This window comes from Streptomyces sp. ISL-96, from assembly GCF_018614035.1.
Taxonomy (GTDB): Bacteria; Actinomycetota; Actinomycetes; order Streptomycetales; family Streptomycetaceae; genus Streptomyces.
Genome location: NZ_JAGGPA010000038.1, coordinates 1 through 20,646 on the forward strand (window position 1 = coordinate 1; position 20,646 = coordinate 20,646).

General features: G+C 71.3%; 17 protein-coding genes and 1 pseudogene. 7 read left to right on the plus strand and 11 right to left on the minus strand.

Annotation, left to right across the window (positions count from 1 at the left end):
* Positions 1-21: 21 nt before the first annotated feature.
* From proC to J7E96_RS23410, 3 genes are all read right to left on the minus strand, one after another.
* Positions 22-831 carry a pyrroline-5-carboxylate reductase gene (proC, locus tag J7E96_RS23400; protein WP_215133640.1) on the minus strand — a complete coding sequence of 270 codons (810 nt, stop codon included), beginning with the start codon at positions 829-831 and terminating at the stop codon, positions 22-24.
* A gap of 142 nt (positions 832-973) precedes the next feature.
* Positions 974-1,711: an ABC transporter permease gene (locus J7E96_RS23405; protein WP_215133641.1), complete on the minus strand. Its 738-nt coding sequence runs from the start codon at positions 1,709-1,711 to the stop codon at positions 974-976.
* Positions 1,708-2,496, minus strand: a complete 789-nt coding sequence (locus tag J7E96_RS23410; protein ID WP_215133642.1) for an ABC transporter ATP-binding protein — start codon at positions 2,494-2,496, stop codon at positions 1,708-1,710. The genes J7E96_RS23405 and J7E96_RS23410 overlap by 4 nt, the downstream gene beginning before the upstream one ends.
* Positions 2,497-2,767: 271 nt before the next feature.
* Here J7E96_RS23410 and J7E96_RS23415 point away from each other — a divergent pair, with 271 nt between their 5' ends.
* Positions 2,768-4,333: a SulP family inorganic anion transporter gene (locus J7E96_RS23415; protein WP_308296105.1), complete on the plus strand. Its 1,566-nt coding sequence runs from the start codon at positions 2,768-2,770 to the stop codon at positions 4,331-4,333.
* Between the two features lie 205 nt (positions 4,334-4,538).
* Here J7E96_RS23415 and J7E96_RS23420 read toward each other — a convergent pair whose 3' ends face one another.
* Positions 4,539-5,045 carry a hypothetical protein gene (locus J7E96_RS23420; RefSeq protein ID WP_308296097.1) on the minus strand — a complete coding sequence of 169 codons (507 nt, stop codon included), beginning with the start codon at positions 5,043-5,045 and terminating at the stop codon, positions 4,539-4,541.
* Positions 5,046-5,080: 35 nt separating this feature from the next.
* Positions 5,081-5,398 (minus strand): SH3 domain-containing protein, encoded by a 318-nt coding sequence (locus J7E96_RS23425; RefSeq protein ID WP_215133643.1) that lies wholly within the window; start codon positions 5,396-5,398, stop codon positions 5,081-5,083.
* A 125-nt stretch (positions 5,399-5,523) separates the two neighbouring features.
* On the opposite strand from J7E96_RS23425, the gene J7E96_RS23430 reads away from it, so the two are divergent.
* On the plus strand, positions 5,524-7,710 hold the full coding sequence (locus tag J7E96_RS23430; RefSeq protein WP_215133721.1) for a serine/threonine-protein kinase: 2,187 nt from the start codon (positions 5,524-5,526) through the stop codon (positions 7,708-7,710).
* A gap of 42 nt (positions 7,711-7,752) precedes the next feature.
* Here the strand turns inward: J7E96_RS23430 and ilvD are convergent, their stop codons facing one another.
* The 4 genes and pseudogenes from ilvD to J7E96_RS23450 all read right to left on the minus strand — a co-directional run bounded on the left by ilvD (position 7,753) and on the right by J7E96_RS23450 (position 12,188).
* Positions 7,753-9,603 carry a dihydroxy-acid dehydratase gene (ilvD, locus tag J7E96_RS23435; protein ID WP_215133644.1) on the minus strand — a complete coding sequence of 617 codons (1,851 nt, stop codon included), beginning with the start codon at positions 9,601-9,603 and terminating at the stop codon, positions 7,753-7,755.
* 150 nt (positions 9,604-9,753) lie between these two features.
* Positions 9,754-10,395, minus strand: a complete 642-nt coding sequence (locus J7E96_RS23440; RefSeq protein WP_215133645.1) for a TetR family transcriptional regulator — start codon at positions 10,393-10,395, stop codon at positions 9,754-9,756.
* A complete protein-coding gene (locus J7E96_RS23445; RefSeq protein ID WP_215133646.1) occupies positions 10,392-11,210 on the minus strand; it encodes a sugar phosphate isomerase/epimerase in 819 nt (272 codons plus the stop codon). The genes J7E96_RS23440 and J7E96_RS23445 overlap by 4 nt, the downstream gene beginning before the upstream one ends.
* 34 nt (positions 11,211-11,244) lie before the next feature.
* Positions 11,245-12,188 (minus strand): annotated as a pseudogene (locus J7E96_RS23450) (Ppx/GppA family phosphatase).
* 41 nt (positions 12,189-12,229) lie between these two features.
* Between J7E96_RS23450 and J7E96_RS23455 the strand changes: the two are divergent.
* On the plus strand, positions 12,230-13,060 hold the full coding sequence (locus J7E96_RS23455; RefSeq protein WP_215133647.1) for a hypothetical protein: 831 nt from the start codon (positions 12,230-12,232) through the stop codon (positions 13,058-13,060).
* 155 nt (positions 13,061-13,215) lie between these two features.
* Here J7E96_RS23455 and J7E96_RS23460 read toward each other — a convergent pair whose 3' ends face one another.
* Positions 13,216-14,949, minus strand: a complete 1,734-nt coding sequence (locus tag J7E96_RS23460) for a sigma-70 family RNA polymerase sigma factor (protein WP_215133648.1) — start codon at positions 14,947-14,949, stop codon at positions 13,216-13,218.
* Between the two features lie 172 nt (positions 14,950-15,121).
* On the opposite strand from J7E96_RS23460, the gene radA reads away from it, so the two are divergent.
* Positions 15,122-16,537 carry a DNA repair protein RadA gene (gene radA / locus J7E96_RS23465; RefSeq protein WP_215133649.1) on the plus strand — a complete coding sequence of 472 codons (1,416 nt, stop codon included), beginning with the start codon at positions 15,122-15,124 and terminating at the stop codon, positions 16,535-16,537.
* 90 nt (positions 16,538-16,627) lie between these two features.
* Complete coding sequence (gene disA / locus J7E96_RS23470; RefSeq protein ID WP_069927610.1) at positions 16,628-17,752, plus strand: DNA integrity scanning diadenylate cyclase DisA; 1,125 nt, start codon at positions 16,628-16,630, stop codon at positions 17,750-17,752.
* Positions 17,753-17,795: 43 nt separating this feature from the next.
* On the opposite strand, the gene J7E96_RS23475 is transcribed toward disA, so the two are convergent.
* Positions 17,796-18,704, minus strand: coding sequence for a hypothetical protein (locus J7E96_RS23475; protein WP_251070315.1), 909 nt, complete (start codon positions 18,702-18,704; stop codon positions 17,796-17,798).
* Positions 18,705-18,986: 282 nt separating this feature from the next.
* On the opposite strand from J7E96_RS23475, the gene J7E96_RS23480 reads away from it, so the two are divergent.
* Both J7E96_RS23480 and J7E96_RS23485 read left to right on the plus strand, forming a co-directional pair.
* Positions 18,987-19,907, plus strand: a complete 921-nt coding sequence (locus J7E96_RS23480; protein ID WP_215133651.1) for an A/G-specific adenine glycosylase — start codon at positions 18,987-18,989, stop codon at positions 19,905-19,907.
* A gap of 177 nt (positions 19,908-20,084) precedes the next feature.
* Positions 20,085-20,642 (plus strand): SigE family RNA polymerase sigma factor, encoded by a 558-nt coding sequence (locus tag J7E96_RS23485; RefSeq protein WP_215133652.1) that lies wholly within the window; start codon positions 20,085-20,087, stop codon positions 20,640-20,642.
* The last annotated feature ends 4 nt before the right edge of the window (positions 20,643-20,646 follow it).

The following is a 20,646-nucleotide window of genomic DNA, read 5'->3' on the forward strand; positions in this document are numbered from 1 at the left end:
CCTAAATCACCAGCATTGGGGTTAGCCGTTGCCTGAGGCGAGTTCGCGACTGCGGTCGCGGGCCGCTTCCAGCGCGGCGATGAGGGCGGCTCGTACACCGTGGTTTTCGAGCTCGCGGATCGCGTTGATGGTGGTGCCGGCCGGGGACGTCACTGCCTCGCGGAGCTTTACCGGGTGCTCGCCGCTGTCCCGGAGCATCACGGCCGCACCAATCGCCGCCTGGACGATCAGGTCGTGCGCCTGGGCTCGGGGCAGGCCGAGGAGGATGCCCGCGTCGGTCATCGCCTCGACGAGGTAGTAGAAGTACGCCGGGCCGGACCCGGAGAGGGCGGTGGCCGCGTCCTGCTGGGACTCCGGGACGCGAAGCGTCTTGCCTACGCCGCCGAAGATCTCCTCGGTATGGAGGAGGTGCTCGGCCGTGGCGTGGGTGCCGGCCGAGATGACGGACATCGCCTCGTCCACGAGGGCGGGGGTGTTCGTCATGACGCGGACGACGGGGGTGTTGGGGGCGAGGCGCTCTTCGAAGTACGACGTGGGGATGCCCGCTGCGCCGCTGATCACGAGGCGGTCGGCCGGGACGTGGGGGGCGAGCTCGTCGAGCAGCTTGCCCATGTCCTGGGGCTTGACCGTGAGGATGAGGGTGTCGGCGCGCTTGGCGGCTTCGGCGTTGGACACCGGCTCTACGCCGTAGCGGGTGCGGAGTTCTTCGGCTCGCTCCGGGCGGCGGGCGGTTACCAGGAGGTCTGCGGGGCGCCAGCCGGCTCGGATCATTCCGCTGAGCAGGGCCTCGCCGATTTTTCCGGTGCCGAGGAATGCGACTGTCTGGGTCATGCGGTTCACCTCGCCGGTGGGGCTGTGATGGGGTGCGTTCTTGTTCTTTGCGTCCGGGTACATCCTCGCACCGGGGTGCGGGGTGGGGGTGCGGTGTCCGGTGGGCGGGACGTTGCCGGGGTGGGGTGCAGCTTGGGATCCTTCAGGCTGTGCGGCGGCGGAGGGTGGCTGCTCCCAGGGTGAGGACCAGCAGGGCGCAGGTCGCCACGATCGTGGCGTCGCGGACGAAGGTGACCGTGACGTCCGTGTGGCGCAGGACCTCGTTCATGCCGTCCACGGCGTACGACATGGGCAGCACGTTCGAGATCGCCTCCAGGGCCGGCTGCATCGTGTCGCGCGGGGTGAACAGGCCGCACAGGAGCAGCTGCGGGAAGATCACCGCCGGCATGAACTGGACCGCCTGGAATTCCGACGCGGCGAAGGAGGAAACGAAGAGGCCCAGCGCTGTGCCGAGTAGTGCGTCGAGCAGGGCGATCAGGAGCAGGAGCCAGGGGGAGCCGACTACATCGAGGCCCAGGAGCCAGAGGGAGACCCCTGTGGCTACGGCTGATTGGACTACGGCCAGGGCGCCGAAGGCCAGGGCGTACCCCGCGATCAGGTCGGCCTTGCCCAGGGGCATGGCGAGAAGGCGTTCGAGGGTGCCCGAGGTGCGTTCGCGCAGTGTGGCGATCGACGTCACCAGGAACATCGTGATGAGCGGGAAGATGCCCAGGAGCGATGCCCCGATGGAGTCGAAGGTCTGCGGTGACGCGTCGAAGACGAAGCGCAGCAGCGTGATCATCACTACCGGGATGAGGAGCAGCAGGGCGATCGTGCGGCGGTCGTGGCGGAGCTGGGCCAGGACTCGGGCTGCGGTGGCGAGGGTGCGGGAAGCGTTCATCGGAGCGTCTCCTGGCGGGAATTGGCCTCGTCCACCAGGTGGAGGAAGGCCGCTTCGACTGTGGCGGTGTGGGTGCGGTCGCGGAGAGCGTCGGGAGTGTCCTCGGCCAGGATCTCGCCTTCGCGCATGAGGAGCAGGCGGTGGCAGCGCTCGGCCTCGTCCATCACGTGGGAGGAGATGAGAAGGGTGGTTCCGCGGTCCGCCAGGGTGTGGAAGAGGGTCCACAGGTCGCGGCGCAGGACGGGGTCGAGGCCGACGGTCGGTTCGTCGAGGACCAGGAGTTCGGGCGTGGACAGGAGTGCTACGGCCAGGGAGACGCGGCTGCTCTGACCGCCGGAGAGGTTGCCGGCCAGGGCCGTTTCGTGCGAGGTGAGGTCGACGTCCGCGATGGCCCGGGTGACGGCGTCGTGGCGGGCTTCGCGGTGGTTGCGGCCCGGCTGGAGGACTGCCGCGAAGTAGTCCAGGTTCTGGCGGACGGTCAGGTCCGAGTAGATGGAGGGGGCCTGGGTCACGTAGCCGATGCGGGGACGCAGGACGGCTGCGCCTGCCGGGTGGCCCAGGACTTTCAGTGTGCCGGTGACCTTGGCCTGGGTGCCGACGATGGCTCGCATGAGGGTTGTCTTGCCGCAGCCGGAGGGTCCCAGGAGGCCCGTGATCCTGCCTCGGGGTACGGCGAAGTCGAGGCCGCGGAGGACGGTGCGGGGGCCGCGTACGACGGTGAGGCCGTGGGCGGTCACGGCGGCCCCCTCTGCCGTGGCGGCGGGTCCGGGGGAATAATTCATCATGTGTTGAATATCCTCCGGGTGGGCCTGCGCGTCAAGAGCCTCGCGAGGGGAGGGGTGGCCTCGCCTCGTGGTGTTCGGGGGCGCGGGTAGGGGGCAGAGGCGGCGTGCGGGGGTGCGGGGCGGCGCAGGCGGGCAGCGGCGCGATCGGAAGCGGAGCGTCCGCCTCCTTCGCGCTTCGATGGGCACCGATGCGTTCCGGAAAGTCCTGGGATGTCCAACTCCGTTACCGGACAATTGAGTTCGTCGTCCAGACGGAGGTTTCCTCTTGCGTGTGCGTGGTCTGTCGTTGCGCCGAGCCGACTTCACCGCTTCTCTCGTCGTGTTCCTCGTCGCCCTGCCGCTGTGCGTGGGCATCGCCGTCGCCTCCGGCGTACCGGCCGAGCTCGGCCTGATCACCGGCATCGTCGGCGGGCTCGTCGCCGGAGCGCTCCCCGGCAGCAGCCTGCACGTCAGCGGTCCGGCGGCCGGGCTCACCGTGCTCGTGTACGAAGCCGTTCAGCGGTACGGCGTCGCCGCGCTCGGGGTGCTGGTGGTGGCCGCCGGGCTGCTGCAGGTGGCCATGGGGGTGCTGAGGCTCGGGCGGTGGTTCCGGGCGATTTCCGTCGCCGTCGTCCAGGGCATGCTCGCCGGGATCGGGTTGGTGCTGGTGACCGGGCAGGTGTACGCCATGGCCGATGCGGAGGCGCCTGCGGGTGGGGTGGCCAAGGTGCTTGGGTTGGGTGGCTTGGTTGGTGGGCTGGGTGAGGCCGGGGTCGCCGCTGCCGCGTTGGGAGTGGGGACCATTGCGGTGCTCGTCGGGTGGCCCCGGTGGCGGGCTGCGGCCCGGGTGGCGCCGGCGCCGCTCGTGGCGGTGGCGCTGGCGGCGGTGGCGACCGCGGTGCTGGATCTGCCGGTGCGGCGCGTGGAGGTGCACGGGCTGCTGGACGCGGTGCAGCCGCCGGGGGCCGATTCATTCGCGCGGCTGGTGGGGGGTGGGGTCGGGGTCTGGGGCGGGGTTGTCGGGACGGTGCTGGCGTTCGCGCTGATTGCCTCCGCCGAGTCGCTGTTCAGCGCGACCGCCGTCGACCGGCTGCACGATGGGCCGCGTACCGATTACGACAAGGAGCTGATCGCACAGGGCGCGGGCAACACGGTCTGCGGGGCGCTCGGGGCGCTGCCGATGACCGCCGTCATCGTGCGCAGCGCCGCCAATGTGCGGGCTGGTGCGCGCACGAAGGCCTCGCGGGTGCTGCACGGGGTGTGGCTGCTGGTTTTCGCGGCCGCCGTGCCGGCGGCGCTCGGGGTGATTCCGGTGGCGGCGCTGGCGGGGGTTCTTGTGCACGCGGGCTGCAAGCTGATTCCCGTACGGGAGTTGGTGCCGCTGTGGCGGGAGCATCGGGGCGAGGTGGTCGTGCTGGTTGTTACGGCCGGGGCGATCGTGGTGACGAACCTCTTCGAAGGGGTGCTGGTGGGGTTGCTGCTCGCCGTCGCCAAGACCGCGTGGGACACCAGTCAGGTGCATGTGGAGACGGAGGATCTGGGCGCGGTGGACGGGCTTCTGGTGCGGGTGCGTGGGAATGCGACGTTCCTGCGGCTGCCGAAGCTGATGGGCGCGCTGGAGGCACTGCCGGACGACCGCCCCGTACAGCTGGACCTGGGCGGTCTGCGACACGTCGACCATGCGTGCGCGGCGGCGTTGGAGGGGTGGGCGGGGCGGAGTGGGGTGGAGGGAGTGGAGGGTATGCGATCTGGTGGTGCGGATGGGGGTGGTGCGGTTGCGGGTGGTGCGGCTGCGAGTGTGGCACCTCGCGGTGGGGCCGGCGTTGGTTCGCGGGTCAGGGGTGGGGTGTCCGGCTGAGCTTTCCCCTACCCACCCCTTCCCGTAACCGGGGCTCCGCCCCAGACCCCGGTCCTCAAACGCCGGACGGGATGAAATAGGGGCCGGGGTAGCTGGGCTCCGCCCAGACCGGCTGCATGCAAGCACGGGCGACCGACCCCGCCCGAGACCGGCCCGCACACGCCGGACAGGCTCCGCTGCCCGGCCGGTCCTCCCACTGGCGGGGTCAATTCGGGCGGCGTCGCTTGGGGGGCTTCTTGCGGGCTGCGGGGTTGCCTGTGCGGGAGTGGCGGCGGCGTTCGTACTGGGTGAGGGCCGTCTCGTACTCGGTTCGGCGCAGCTTCTCGCCCGGCGCCTCGGTGAGGGAGCGGAAGAAGTACGCGAGGAGCGAGCCGATGAAGCCGATGGTTTTCAGGCTGCGCAGCGACGCCTCGGTGTCGGGGTCCGGGCGGCGTGCGTAGCCCGCCCAGGTGCGGCGGAAGGCGATCGCGCTGCAGATCGCGAACATGGCGATGACCAGGATGCTGACGAAGCCGCCGACGTCGGCGATCGCCAGGCCCTGGTAGGCGAAACGGAGGACGAAGCATCCGGCCGCCGCCGCTGCCAGGGAGCCGACGGCGACGCCGGCCCGGCGCAGCCCGTAGCCGTTGTCGTGGTTCAGCCAGGTCGTACCGAAGAAACGGATGGGCTCGGGCTGCGGGCCGGTCGGGGTGCCGTCGGGGTTATCGCTCACAGGGTCGATTATCCCCGGAGCGGGCGGGATGGAAGTCAGGCGCAGCGCGGGGCTACGTAGCCGTCACTGCCGGTGTTGATGTAGGCGTCCGCGACGAACTGGCCGTTGGCGATGTTGTCCCAGAGGTTCGTGGTCCCGTACGGGCCCGTGACCGTCTCGCCCGGCTTCTGACAGTTGATCGGGACGCGTGCGCCGTACGGCAGGACCTTGACGATCCGGTACTGGGTGCCCGGACCGCTGCGTACGTTCACGCGGTAGCCGGGAGCGACCGGGTACAGCACCACCGACGCGTCGAGCGTGGAGACCGCTTCGTCGGCGCTTCCGGCGTTCACTTCGGTGTCTCCAATGGCCATTGGGCCCTCCCCCGTGGATGTTCGTATTCGTACGCCGCGCAGGCTAGCAAGCCACACCGACATCGCACGCATCATCGACTAGGCTCCGTGCGTCGCGCTTGCGGACGAACACACGGGGGTGGACGATGCCGCCGCTGCGCAGCACCGGGACGGGACCGGAAGCGGAGCATCCGGAATATGCCGGGCAGTATCGGCTCAAGTCGGTACTGGGCTCGGGAGGCATGGGTGTGGTCCATCTGGCCACGTCTGCTTCCGGGTTGCGGCTCGCCGTCAAGGTGGTGCACGCCGACTTTGCCCAGGATCCCGAGTTCAGGGCACGTTTCCGGCAAGAGGTCGCTGCCGCCCGTCGCGTGAGCGGTGCCTTCACCGCGCCCGTCGTCGACGCGGACACGGATGCCGAACGCCCCTGGATGGCCACCCTTTACGTCGAGGGCCCCACGCTCGCCGAACGCGTCAAGCGGAATGGCCCGCTGGGTACGGAGGAGCTGCTCAGGCTCGGTGCGGGACTGGCTGAGTCGCTGCGCGACATCCACCGCGTCGGCGTGGTGCACCGGGATCTCAAGCCGAGCAACGTGCTGCTGGCCGCCGACGGGCCCAAGGTCATCGACTTCGGCATATCCCGGCCGACCGACAGTGATCTGCGTACGGAGACGGGCAAGCTGATCGGTACGCCGCCCTTCATGGCGCCCGAGCAGTTCCAGCGCCCGCGCGAGGTCGGGCCCGCGGCGGATGTGTTCGCGCTGGGGTCCGTGCTGGTCCACGCGGCGACCGGCAGTGGGCCCTTCGACTCCGACAGCCCGTACATCGTGGCGTACCAAGTCGTCCATGAGGAACCGGACCTGACGGGCGTTCCTGACGGTCTGGCCCCGCTGTTCGCCCGCTGCCTCGCCAAGGATCCCGCCGACCGGCCCACGCCTGACGCGCTGATGACGGCACTGCGGGCCGCCGCGTACCCGACCGGGGACGACACCCACGCCTTCATACCCGCACAGCGGATCCCTGGCCGGGCGGAGGGCGTGACGGAGGAGACGGCGGACAGTTCCACGCCGGGATCCGGCTCGGTCGCCGTGCCGTGCCCCGCTCGCGGGCGCGGTCGTCGGCGCGTGGTCCTCGCCTTGGCGCTGGGCTCCCTGGTCCTGGGTGGGGCCCTCGGTGTACGCACGCTGGCGGACGGCGGCGGCCGCCCAGAGACCGCTCCCGCCGTGCAGCAGTCCGGCACGGGGGCGGGGGCGGGTGCTCTGCCCTGGAGCGTCTCGCTGCGGGGCGGGAGCGGTGGTGGGAGCATCGCGCCTGTCTGCTCGTACGCGGGGAGCTCCCTCTACTGCAACGCCCCCGGTATCCAGGCCTCCCGCCTGAGCCCTGCCGACGGCAGCGTCAGCTGGTCGAAGAGGTCGGCCAGTACCTCGCAGCCGGTCTGGGACGGGAGTGCGCCCGTGCTCTCCGGCGGGCTGCTGCATGTCGTCGCACCCGGCGGGGACCGCCTGGAAGCCCTCGATCCGAAGTCCGGCAAGCGCCGTTGGAGCATCGGCCTCTCCGGACGGCCCGTGGCCCTCCTCGCGGCGAAGTCCGTGCTTCTCGTGGCCACGGGCGACGGAGCAGTCAAGGCCGTCAACAACACCACAGGGGAGACTCGCTGGACTCGGCCGCTCGGCGGGATCGGCACGCTGTGGATGGCCTCGCCCGGCCGCCCCGAAGGGCCCGTCTTCGCGGTTACGCCGTCTGCGGACGGCACGGCCAGCACCGTCCGCGCGGTCGATCCAGACAGCGGCACCATGCTGTGGGAGCAGCGGCTGAATGGGGTGCTCAACCCGGTCGGCGCGTCGGGCGAAGCTCTGTTTCTGCTGTCCAGTGACACCGATACGCAGACGCGCGCGGTCGTCCGCCTCGGCATCAAGGACCGCACCGCCCGCCGCATCCCTCTCGTCACGCCGGTCAATCAGGCGCAGGCCACCGTGCGCGGAGACACGGCGTACATCTTCGGCGGCTCGGGCTCCCTCGTCGCCGTCGACACCGGCAGTGCTGGGAGCGCGCAGCAGGCCCAGCGGTGGCGGCTCGAAACAACGGTGAGCCGCGCCTCACGGCCGGTCGCGAGCGGGGACCGCGTCTATCTGACGGCGGCGGACGGGCGGCTGCTGGCGGTGGACGCCGCCGACGGGACGCTGCTGGGGCAGACCAGGCCCCGCATGGGTGAGGAGACCGATACGGTCACCACCATCTTTCCCGCCCCCGTCCCCGCCGCGGGCAAGGTCTTCGCCACTGCCCCCGACGGGTCGGTCTTCGCCGTGGATGCCCGGGACCCCGGCCGCTGGTGAGCGGTGAGCAGGCGGGCGGTAAGCGGTGAGCAGGCGCGCGCCTCAGCCCAGCATCGAGACGTCCCGCACCGCGCCCTTGTCGGCGCTGGTGGCCATCGCGGCGTACGCGCGCAGGGCCTGCGAGACCTTGCGCTCGCGGTTCTTCGGCGCGTAGACGCCGCCCAGGGCCTCGCGGCGGACGGCCAAGTCCTCGTCCGCGACGAGGAGTTCGATCGTACGGTTCGGGATGTCGATGCGGATACGGTCGCCGTCCTCCACGAGCGCGATCGTGCCGCCCGACGCCGCCTCCGGGGAGGCGTGGCCGATGGACAGGCCCGACGTACCGCCCGAGAAGCGGCCGTCCGTGACGAGCGCGCAGGTCTTGCCGAGGCCGCGGCCCTTCAGGAAGGACGTCGGGTAGAGCATCTCCTGCATGCCGGGGCCGCCGCGCGGGCCCTCGTATCGGATGACGACGACGTCGCCCGGCTTGATCTCCTTGCGGAGGATCTTGTCGACGGCCTCGTCCTGCGACTCGCAGACGACCGCGGGGCCCTCGAAGGTCCAGATCGACTCGTCGACACCGGCGGTCTTCACGACACAGCCGTCGACGGCGAGGTTGCCCTTGAGGACGGCCAGACCGCCGTCCTTGGAGTACGCGTGCTCGACCGAGCGGATGCAGCCGCCCTCGGCGTCCGTGTCCAGGGTGTCCCAGCGCTCGGACTGCGAGAAGGCGGTCGCGGAGCGGACGCAGCCGGGCGCCGCGTGCCACAGCTCGACGGCCTCGTCGGACGGTGAGCCGCCGCGCACGTCCCAGGTCTTCAGCCACTCGGCGAGGGTCGCGGAGTGGACGGTGTGCACGTCCTCGTTGAGGAGGCCGCCGCGGTAGAGCTCACCGAGGATGGCGGGGATTCCGCCCGCCCGGTGGACGTCCTCCATGTAGTACGTGCCGCCGGGGGCGACGTTCGGCGCGACCTTGGCCAGGCACGGGACGCGGCGCGAGACCTCGTCCATGTCGTCGAGGCCGAAGTCCAGTTCCGCCTCCTGGGCGGCGGCCAGCAGGTGCAGGATCGTGTTGGTGGAGCCGCCCATCGCGATGTCGAGCGCCATGGCGTTCTCGAAGGCGGCGCGGGTGGCGATGTTGCGGGGGAGGACGGTGAGGTCGTCCTGCTCGTAGTGGCGCTTGGTGATCTCGACGATCGTGCGGCCGGCGTTCTCGTACAGCGCCTTGCGGGCGGTGTGCGTGGCGAGGACCGAGCCGTTGCCGGGCAGGGCCAGGCCGATGGCCTCGGCCAGGCAGTTCATGGAGTTCGCGGTGAACATGCCGGAACAGGAGCCGCAGGTCGGACAGGCGTTTTCCTCGATACGGAGGATGTCCTCGTCCGAGATCTTGTCGTTCACGGCGTCGGAGATCGCGTCGACCAGGTCCAGCTTGCGGACCGTGCCGTCGACCAGCGTGGCCTTTCCGGCCTCCATCGGGCCGCCGGAGACGAAGATCGTGGGGATGTTGAGGCGCAGCGCGGCCATCAGCATGCCCGGCGTGATCTTGTCGCAGTTCGAGATGCAGATCAGCGCGTCCGCGCAGTGCGCCTCGACCATGTACTCGACCGAGTCCGCGATCAGGTCGCGGGACGGGAGGGAGTACAGCATTCCGCCGTGGCCCATCGCGATGCCGTCGTCGACGGCGATCGTGTTGAACTCACGGGGGACGGCGCCCGCCGCCAGGATGGCGTCGGAGACGATCCGGCCGACCGGGGCGAGGTGCGTGTGCCCCGGAACGAACTCGGTGAAGGAGTTCGCGACCGCGATGATCGGCTTGCCGATGTCCGCGCTCGCTACGCCCGAAGCCCGCATAAGGGCACGCGCGCCCGCCATGTTGCGGCCGTGGGTGACTGTGCGGGACCTCAGCTCGGGCATCGTCGCTCGCTCCTTAGGCAGATGGGACGTACGAGGCTCACTTACGAGAGTAGCTTCGAGCGTACGCCCCGGATCCACGATCTGGACAGGTCGTCCGATATGCGGGATGGCGCGCTCAGCCTTCGGTCACGACCCTGGCGGGGTACCGCGTCACGCCTCCGTCAGGTACCGCTGGAGCGTCGGGGCCACCATCTCGATGATCCGCTCGGGATCCGCCGACGCCAGCGGCTCCGCCTTGATCACGTAGCGCAGAATCGCGATCCCGACCATGTGCGAGGCCGCGAGCTCCGCCCGGAATGTCGGATCCGGTACGTCGAGCTCGGCCGCCACCCGCTCCAGCAGCCGGCGCAGCACGAACGTACGCAGAACCTTCGCCGCCGTCTCGTTCGTCAGCGCCGACCGTACGACCGCGAGCAGCGGAGCCCTGGTCGCCGGGTTCTCCCATACGCCGATGAAATAGCGGGCCAGCCGCTCGCCGATGCCCTCCGTGCCGCCCTGGCCGAGGACCGCGGGGACCGCCATCGCCGGCTCGAAGGACATCTCGATGGCGGCCGCGAAGACGTCGTCCTTCGTACCGAAGTAGTGGTGGACGAGCGCCGCGTCAACGCCCGCCGCCTTCGCGATGCCGCGCATGGAGGTCTTGTCGTAGCCGCGCTCCGCGAATTCGTCGCGGGCGGACTGGAGGATGCGCTCGCGGGCGCCCGGGCCGGCGTCCTGGGGCGAGCGGCGCGGGCGGCCTCGGCGGCGGGGCTCGGCGGCGGGCTCCGGCGTACCGCTGTCGCTGCTGGTCACTGCTGCGAGACCCGGGACGCCAGGTGCAGCCGGGTGAAGGCGAGGGCCTCCGCGAGGTCGGCCTCGCGTTCGGCGGACGACATGGCCCGCCGCGTATTGACCTCGATGACGACATGGCCGTCGAAGCCGCTGAGCGCGAGGCGCTCCAGGAGCTCGGCACACGGCTGGTTTCCGCGCCCGGGGACGAGGTGCTCGTCCTTCGCCGACCCCTTGCCGTCCGCCAGGTGGACGTGCCCGAGCCGGTCGCCCATCCGGTCGACCATGGCCATGGTGTCGGTGCGGGCGGTCGCGGTGTGGGAGAGGTCGACGGTGAAGTGCCGGTAGTCGTCCTTGGTGACGTCCCACTCGGGGGCGTACGCCAGCATCTCGCGGTCCTTGTAGCGCCACGGATACATGTTCTCGACGGCGAACCTGACGTCGGTCTCGTCCGCCATGCGCCAGATTCCGTTCACGAAATCCCGGGCGTACTGCCGCTGCCAGCGAAAGGGCGGGTGTACGACCACGGCCGAAGCACCGAGCTTCTCGGCAGCCGCCTGTGCGCGCCGCAGCTTCGTCCACGGGTCGGTGGTCCACACGCGCTGGGTGATCAGCAGACAGGGTGCGTGGACGGCCAGGACGGGGACGCCGTGGTAGTCGGAGAGTCTGCGCAGGGCCTCGATGTCCTGGCTGACGGGGTCCGTCCACACCATGACCTCGACGCCGTCGTAGCCGAGGCGTGCGGCGATCTCGAAGGCCGTCGCCGTCGACTCCGGATACACCGACGCCGTGGACAGCGCGACCTTCGCATCAGGGATGCGCACCACTGGTTCTGCCACGAGGGACAGCGTACGGGCCGGTAGGGGGTGGGCGTCAGGCGGTCGGCAGGTGATCCAGTCGGCGCAGGATGACCCCTTCGCGCAGCGCCCAGGGGCAGACCTCCAGCGTCTCGACGCCGAAGAGATCCATCGCACCCTCCGCCACCAGGGCTCCTGCCAGCAATTGCGCGGCGCGGCCGTCGGAGACTCCGGGGAGGCCGGCGCGCTGCGCTATCGGCATCGCGGCGAGCTTGGGCACCCACTCCTCCAGCGATTTGCGACTGAGCTCACGTTGTACGTACAGCCCCTCGGCGGAGCGGGCCGCGCCCGCGATCCTGGCCAGCTGCCGGAAGGTCTTGGAGGTCGCGACGACGTGGTCGGGGCTGCCGAAGCGGGCGAATTCGCCGACGGTACGGGCTATCTGGGCCCGTACGTGACGGCGCAGCGCCTTCACGTCCTGCGGGTCAGGGGGGTCGCCGGGCAGCCAGCCGGCGGTGAGGCGGCCGGCGCCGAGGGGGAGCGACACGGCGGCGTCGGGCTGCTCGTCCATGCCGTACGCGATCTCCAGGGAGCCGCCGCCGATGTCGAGGACCAGGAGCTTGCCGGCCGACCAGCCGAACCAGCGGCGGGCGGCGAGGAAGGTGAGCCGGGCCTCCTCCGCGCCGCTCAGGACTTGGAGGTCGACGCCCGTCTCGGTCTTGACGCGGGCCAGCACGTCGTCGGCGTTGGTGGCCTCGCGCACGGCGGAGGTGGCGAACGGGAGGACGTCCTCGCAGCCCTTGTCCTCGGCGGCCTGGAGCGCGTCGCTGATCGTCGCCACGAGGCGGTCGACGCCTTCGGCGCCGATGGCCCCGTCCGCGTCGAGGAGCTCGGCGAGGCGCAGCTCGGCCTTGTGCGAGTGGGCGGGCAGGGGGCGGGCAGGGGGCGGGCGCCGGGGTGCGCGTCGACCACCAGTAGATGAACCGTGTTCGAACCCACGTCGAGGACTCCGAGTCTCATATGCGGAACGCTACTGCGGCGGCGCGCTTACCCTTGGCCCCGTGTCGAAGACGAAAAAGGCGAAGCCGGGCAAAGCCGTGAAACTGCCGAAGACAACTCCGCCGCTCCCTCCTGCCCAGGACGAGAAGGGCGGGCTCGATTTCGCCCGTGCCTGGGTGGAGTTCCCCGACCCGGCCGACGACGAGCAGGTCTTCCGCTGCGACCTGACGTGGCTTACGTCACGGTGGAGCTGCATCTTCGGCAGCGGTTGCCAGGGGATCCAGGCGGGGCGCGCCGACGACGGCTGCTGCACGCTGGGCGCGCATTTTTCGGACGAGGACGATGAGAAACGGGTCGCGGGGCATGTGGCTCGCCTCACCCCTGACGTGTGGCAGTTCCACGACGTCGGTACGGAGTCGGGCTGGACCCAGACCGACGAGGACGGCGAACGCCAGACGCGCCGCTGGGACGGCTCCTGCATCTTCCAGAACCGGCCCGGGTTCGCGGGCGGCGCGGGGTGCTCGCTGCACATCCTGGCGCTGAAGGAGGGCAAGGAGCCGCTGGAGACCAAGCCGGATGTCTGCTGGCAGCTGCCGGTGCGGCGTACGTACGACTGGATCGACCGGCCCGACGACACGCGCGTCCTGCAGATCTCGATCGGCGAGTACGACCGGCGGGGCTGGGGTCCCGGGGGTCATGACCTGCACTGGTGGTGCACGTCTGCGACGTCTGCGCATGGGGCGGGGGATCCGGTGTACGTGACGTATCGGCCGGAGCTGACGGAGCTGATGGGGAAGCCGGCGTACGACCGGCTGGTGGAGCTTTGCGAGGAGCGACTGTCGTCGCTGCTTCCGATGGCGCCGCATCCGGCGGATCCGGCGCCGTCCGCATAGGGCGCAGGCTGGGGCGGGCGGGCCGCTGCGCGGGACACAGACGCCCTCCGGGCGTGTCCTCAAACGCCGGACGGGCTGGATTCTGCCGCTTGCGGCAGCTCTCAGCCCCTCCGGCGTTTGAGGAGCGGGGTCTGGGGCGGAGCCCCAGGGCCCCTCTACGGCGCCGGTGAGGTCGCTTCCGTCGGGGTCGGATCCGGGGAGGGGGGTGGCGTCGACTCCGTCGGCGTCGGGTCCGGGGACGGTGGCGGGGTCGACTCCGTAGGGAGCGGGTCCGGGGAGGTGGGCGGCGGCGTCGGGTCCGGCGACGGAGGCGGCGGCGTCGACGGGCGCGGGTCCGGGCGCGGCGGGGACGGTGTGGTCCGGCCGTGGCCCCGCACAGCGATCACCGCACCGGCCGGGTCCACCCCGATACGCGCGCGCCACCCTCCGGCCGGCTCCCGCTCATGGTCCACGGACACGTACAGAGTGAGCGAGCGGCCGGGTTCGAGCGTGCCCGACGTCTGGCTCAGGTAGAGCCAGGGCGCGTTCGTCCACGCCGACCAGGACACCGGCGAGTCGCCCGTCGCGGTCAGGGTGAGGACCGTCGTGCTGCCCGCGGATCTCGCCTCGACCGTCAGCCGCCCCGCCCCGGCCTCCCCGGGCCGGCCCGGCATCGACGTACCGCCGCTGACGACCTCGACCGACACGTCCGGCGACCGGCCGCCCTCCGTGAAGTGGGGGTCGGGGGTCGTGCGGGCGTTGCCCGTGTTCTCGTACGCCGGCCCGCCGGGGCCGCCCGGGCCGTTGTGCGGGTCGCCGCCGAGGCCTTCCGGATCGTCCGCCTCGCTCGCGGTGACCGACGCGCCGCCGTGGCTCTCGCCGGTGAGCGGTGCGCCCCGGTACGCCGCCCAGAGCGCGAACACCGGGGCTGCGACGACAGTCGCGACGACCGTCGTCGTGACCGCCCTGGTCCGCAGCCGGTCGCGCCGGGCCGCGTGGTCCTTGGGGTCCAGCGGGAAGCCGTCGCGGCCGAAGCGGGGCGCACCCGCGCGCGCCCGCGGGACGTTCGCCATCGCCGCGTACGCCGCCGCGCGCGGCGCCCCGACCACCGGCAGCGCGGTCGGCGCCGCGACCGTACCCGGCCAGGGCCCGCCGGCCCCGGACCGCTCGGCGAAGCGCCGGCAGCGCGGGCAGTCGTCGACATGCCGTACGAGCTCGTGGCGCAGGGCCGCGCCGAGCAGCACCTGGTTGTCGCCGGTCAGCCGGGCGACGGTCGGGCAGCTGCCGCTCTCCACTACGGCGAGCGCGGCCCGGGTCCGCTCCACCTCGCAGGCCGCGGCGGCGAGAAGTTCGCGGGCGGCGGGGTAGTCCATGCCCAGGACGGCGGCGACCTCGCGCGGGCCCAGCCCGTGGCGTACCGCGAGCTCCAGCGACTCGCGCTGCGCGGGGGTGGTGCCGGCCGCCTCGGGCCACGCCAGGAGTGCCAGTTCGCGCTGTCGGCGTACGGCCGTCTCGTCCGGTACGGCCGCGGCGCCTGCCGGGTCGGGGGCGTGGGCGCGGTGGCCGCCGTGCGCCCCCTGCCTTCGCCGCTTCTGCTCCGCGACCCGGCGCAGGCACGCCCACCGCGCCAGCGCGTACAGCCAGGCTTTGCGCTCCGGCTCGCGGGACGGGCAACGTCCGTACTGCCGCTCGGCGATGGCGAGTACGTCACCGAGGACCGCCGTTGCCGCGTCGTGGTCGCAGAGCACGGACAGGCAGTAGGTGAACAGGCCGTCCAGATACGGCTCGTACCGTGTCGGTGGGGCCTGTGAGCTCGGGGGGGCCTGCGCGAGCGTGGGCCGGGGCGCACGACTTTGCGCCCGGTGTGCGCCGGTGATGTGCGTAGGGGGCTCCAGCCTGCTGCTTGTCACCCGGCGACCGTAGGCAGAGAAGGCACGTCACTTCGTACCCCTTGAGCACTTTTAACCCGTACGGGTGAACACTTCCCTCAAAAGGGGACAGGAATCGTGGATTCCGGCTGCGGCGAACGGGTGGCGGACGAGTGGCCGACGACTGTCAGAGCCTGCCTGTACGGTCACCACCATGGCTGCCCGTACATCTCGTTCATCCGCCAAGGACCGGCCGTCCTACCGCTGCACCGAATGCGGGTGGACGACCGCCAAATGGCTCGGCCGCTGCCCCGAATGCCAGGCCTGGGGGACGATCGAGGAAACCGGCGCGCCCGCCGTAAGGACGACAGCGGCCGGCCGGGTGAGCACCGTCGCGCTCCCCATCGGCCAGGTCGACGGCCGCACCGCCACCGCCCGCTCCACCGGCGTCGACGAGCTGGACCGCGTACTCGGCGGCGGTCTGGTTCCGGGCGCCGTCGTGCTGCTCGCGGGCGAGCCCGGTGTCGGCAAGTCGACGCTGCTGCTGGACGTCGCCGCGAAGGCGGCCAGCGAGGACCACCGCACGCTGTACGTGACCGCCGAGGAGTCCGCCAGCCAGGTGCGCCTGCGGGCCGACCGGATCGGCGCGCTCAACGATCATCTTTATCTCACCGCCGAGACCGACCTGTCCGCCGTGCTCGGACACCTCGACGCCGTGAAGCCGTCTCTTCTCGTGCTCGACTCGGTCCAGACCGTCGCGTCGCCCGAGATCGACGGCGCGCCGGGCGGCATGGCCCAGGTCCGGGAAGTCGCGGGCGCGCTCATCCGGGCCTCCAAGGAGCGCGCCATGTCGACGCTCCTGGTCGGGCACGTCACCAAGGACGGCGCCATCGCGGGGCCGCGCCTGCTGGAGCACCTCGTCGACGTCGTGCTGTCCTTCGAGGGCGACCGGCACGCGCGCCTGCGGCTCGTACGGGGAGTCAAGAACCGTTACGGCGCGACCGACGAGGTCGGCTGCTTCGAGCTGCACGACGAAGGCATCACCGGCCTTGCCGACCCGTCGGGTCTCTTTCTCACGCGGCGGGCCGAGGCCGTGCCGGGGACGTGCCTGACCGTCACGCTCGAAGGGCGCCGGCCGCTCGTCGCGGAGGTGCAGGCGCTGACCGTCGACTCGCAGATTCCGTCCCCCCGGCGCACCACCTCGGGCCTGGAGACCTCGCGCGTGTCGATGATGCTCGCCGTACTGGAGCAGCGCGGCCGGATCACCGCTCTCGGCAAGCGCGACATCTACAGCGCGACGGTGGGCGGCGTGAAGCTCACCGAGCCCGCCGCCGACCTCGCCATCGCGCTCGCGCTCGCCAGCGCGGCCAGTGACACCCCGCTGCCGAAGAACCTCGTCGCGATCGGCGAAGTGGGCCTCGCGGGAGAGGTCAGACGGGTCACCGGTGTCCAGCGCAGGCTGGCCGAGGCGCACCGTCTCGGGTTCACGCACGCCCTGGTTCCGAGCGACCCGGGGAAGGTCCCGGCCGGCATGAAGGTCATCGAAGTCGCCGACATGGGAGACGCCCTCAGGGTCCTTCCGCGGCGCTCTCGTGCACAGGCCCCACAAGGTGAGGAACAGCGCCGGTAGACTTTGCCCTGGTCTCGCCCATCCGTACGAGTACGCGAGGCGAAGTTCAGTGCCTCAAGGGCACCGCAACCGTGTGACCGGAGGAGTGCAGTGGCAGCCATCGACCGGGCAGCAGCATCCGGAAAGTCCGGCGGAGGCTCGGGCACCGAAGCGCTGATGCGCGCCTCGCTGAGCGCTGTCGCGCCCGGCAAGGGACTGCGCGACGGCCTGGAGCGCATCCTCCGCGGCAACACCGGCGGTCTGATTGTCCTGGGTATGGACAAAACGGTCGAATCAATGTGTACCGGTGGATTCGTGCTGGATGTGGAATTCACCGCGACCCGACTCCGCGAGCTGTGCAAGCTCGACGGCGCGCTGATCCTCGACAAGGACATCACCAAGATCCTGCGGGCCGGCGTCCAGCTCGTACCGGACGCGTCGATCCCGACGGAGGAGACCGGCACCCGCCACCGTACGGCGGACCGCGTCTCCAAGCAGTGCAACTTCCCGGTCGTCTCGGTGTCACAGTCGATGCGCCTGATCGCGCTGTACGTCGACGGGGAGCGCCGCGTCCTGGAGGAGTCGGCGACGATCCTGTCCCGCGCGAACCAGGCCCTGGCCACCCTGGAGCGCTACAAGCTCCGCCTCGACGAGGTCGCGGGCACGCTGTCCGCGCTGGAGATCGAGGACCTGGTCACGGTCCGGGACGTGACGGCGGTGGCGCAGCGCCTGGAGATGGTGCGGCGCATCGCCACCGAGATCGCCGAGTACGTGGTGGAGCTGGGCACCGACGGACGCCTTCTCTCCCTCCAGCTCGACGAGTTGATCGCGGGTGTCGAGCCGGAGCGCGAGCTGGTCGTACGGGACTACGTGCCCGAGCCGACGGCGAAGCGTTCCCGCACGGTCGACGAAGCGCTGACCGAGCTGGACGCGCTGCCCCACTCCGAGCTGCTCGAACTGCCCGTGGTGGCACGGGCGCTGGGGTACAGCGGGTCGCCCGAGACGCTGGACGCGGCGGTCTCGCCGCGTGGCTACCGGCTGCTGGCCAAGGTGCCGCGACTGCCCGGCGCGATCATCGAGCGGCTCGTCGAGCACTTCGGCGGCCTGCAGAAGCTGCTCGCCGCGAGCGTCGACGACCTGCAGACGGTCGACGGCGTCGGCGAGGCGCGGGCACGGTCGGTGCGCGAGGGGCTGTCCCGGCTGGCGGAGTCGTCGATCCTGGAACGGTACGTCTGAGGGCAGCACGCCGGTCCGCAGGACCGGCGCCCACCCTTCTTCGCTAGTCCTTCTTGAGGGTGAACGCCGCCGGGGACTTCGCGCCCGGCATCTCCAGCAGGTAGGTACCGTCGCCGACAGACGCCTCGGACGGCGTCTCGCACTTCGGCTCGCTCCGCTTGAGGTCCCACTCGACGGTGTGCTTGATGGTGCTGTGCGCGGGGACGCGGAGCAGCATGCTGCCGGGGGCCCGCGGGCAGTCCTTCGAGGACCACACCGTCTTGTTGTCGTCGTCGGTGATCGTGAGTACGGCGGCCTTCGGTCCGAAGTCGACCTTGCAGGCGGCGCCCGACAGGTTCTCCGCGATCAGCTCGAACTTGGGCTTCTCACCGGGCTCGTACTCGTTCTTGACGCTGCGCAGCGACAACTCCACCGTGGACGCGTTGCAGTCGGGGAGGCTGGAGCCGGCCGGTACGCGCTGACCACCGCCGCCACCGCCCCCGCCGAAGCCGCTGCCGCCGCCCGCTCCGGCGCCGCCGTCTTCGCCGGAACCGTCGCCGCCGCCGTCACCCGCGCCGCCGCTGCCTGTGGCGCCGTCACTGGCGCCGGCACCGCCGCTGCCCGCGTCCGTACCGGCGCCGCCGCCGTCCTCGCCACCGCCGCCGCCGTCGCCGTCACCACCGTCGCTGCTGCCGCTGCCGCCGTTGTCGGCGCCGCCGCTGTCCGTGCCGCGCGGGTCGCCCCGGCCGCCCGGGTCCTCGGTGATGGCGGGGCCCGACGAGTCCGGTCCGGGGGTAATGGTGGACGGCGCGGGCGTGGCGCCGCTGTGGGCGCCGTCGTTCTTGTCGCCACTGCCGCCCGCGGACATGACGATCCATAGGATCACCAGTGCGAGCAGCACCAGCAGGGACAGCGCGACTGCCCTCCGGCGCCAGTAAATGGAGGAGGGAAGCGGCCCGACTGGATTGCGCATAGATCCCACGGCGCAAACTGTACGAGAGATCGTGGCCAACTCCTGCCCCACCCGCCGCCTCAGCCCCCAACTTTCGCACGATCATCATTTCGCACCGCCGCTGCCCGCCCCTGTCTTTCGTCGGGTCCGGCGCCTGGCGATCGCCGCATGTGACGGCCGGGCAGCCGTCCCGGAAGCTGATTCTGAAGTGGTCTGCCGATACGAAGAGTTCGCCTCGCGTGCGGTGGCAGCGGCCGAGCCTCGTCCGGCCCCGCGCAGAAACATGTCAGGATCGGTGGTGCCATGACTGCGACAAGCGAGATCACCACGAACGCGACCGACGCCGCCGCCACCGCGGCCCTCCACTCCCCCGTCATCGCGTGGTTCGACGCGAACGCCCGCGACCTCCCCTGGCGCCGCCCCGAAGCGGGCGCCTGGGCCGTGATGGTCAGCGAGTTCATGCTCCAGCAGACGCCGGTGAGCCGGGTCCTGCCGGTGTACGAGCAGTGGATGCAGCGCTGGCCGCGCCCCGCCGACCTGGCCGCCGACGCCCCCGGTGAGGCGGTCCGCGCCTGGGGCAGGCTCGGCTATCCGCGCCGCGCGCTGCGGCTGCACGGCGCGGCCGTAGCGATAAGGGACCGGCACAACGGCGAAGTACCGAGCGACCACGGCCAGCTCCTGGCCCTGCCCGGGATCGGCGAGTACACGGCCGCGGCCGTCGCCTCCTTCGCGTTCGGCCAGCGGCACCCGGTCCTCGACACGAACGTCCGGCGTGTCTTCGCCCGTACGGTCACCGGCATCCAGTACCCGCCGAACGCCACCACCGCCGCCGAGCGCAGGCTCGCCCGCTCCCTCCTCCCCGGCGACGAGGCGCGGGCGGCCCGCTGGGCGGCCGCCTCCATGGAGCTCGGCGCGCTCGTGTGCACCGCGAAGAGCCCGGACTGCGGGCGCTGCCCGGTCTCGGAGCAGTGCGCGTGGCGGCTGGCGGGCAAGCCGGCGCATGTGGGGGCGCCGCGGCGCGGTCAGACGTACGCCGGTACGGACCGCCAGGTGCGGGGCAAACTCCTCGCCGTCCTCAGGGACGCGGTCGATCCGGTGCCGCAGGCGGCGCTCGACGCGGTGTGGCACGAGCCGGTGCAGCGGGCGCGGGCGCTGGACGGGCTGGTCGCCGACGGACTCGTGGAGCCTTTGGAGAACGGCGTCTACCGGCTGCCTGTGGGATGAGCCGGGGCGAGCTGGGATGTGCACAGCCCGGCCACAACTCCGTTACACAACCGATGGACAGCCGTGCGTTTGCCGACGGCTGACCCGCACAGTGCCGTGACAACGCCTCCGTAGCGTCATCGCCGTAAGCAAGCAGGTCACGGGGTCTGCTTGCCAGTGGACGGAGGCGGTTCTGACATGGCACACGGCGAGGTGCTCGAATTTGAAGAGTACGTACGCACTCGGCAGGATGCCCTGCTGCGGAGCGCCAGGCGTCTGGTCCCCGATCCGGTGGACGCCCAGGACCTTCTCCAGACCGCGCTGGTGCGTACGTACGGCCGCTGGGACGGCATAGCGGACAAGTCCCTGGCCGACGCCTATCTGCGCCGCGTCATGATCAACACGCGGACCGAGTGGTGGCGTGCCCGCAAGCTCGAAGAGGTCCCGACCGAGCAGCTGCCGGACGCGAGCGTCGAGGACGGCAGCGAGCAGCGTGCGGACCGTGCGCTGCTGATGGACATTCTCGGCGTACTGGCACCCAAGCAGCGCAGCGTAGTCGTGCTGCGACACTGGGAGCAGATGAGCACCGAGGAGACGGCCGCAGCGCTCGGCATGTCGGCGGGTACGGTCAAGAGCACGCTGCACCGGGCGCTGGCCCGTCTCCGGCAGGAGCTGGAGAGCCGCGAACTGGACGCGTACGCCCTGGAGCGTGCGGAGCAGGGTGACGAACGGGGGATGGAGCGTTGCGCGGCCTAGGCAG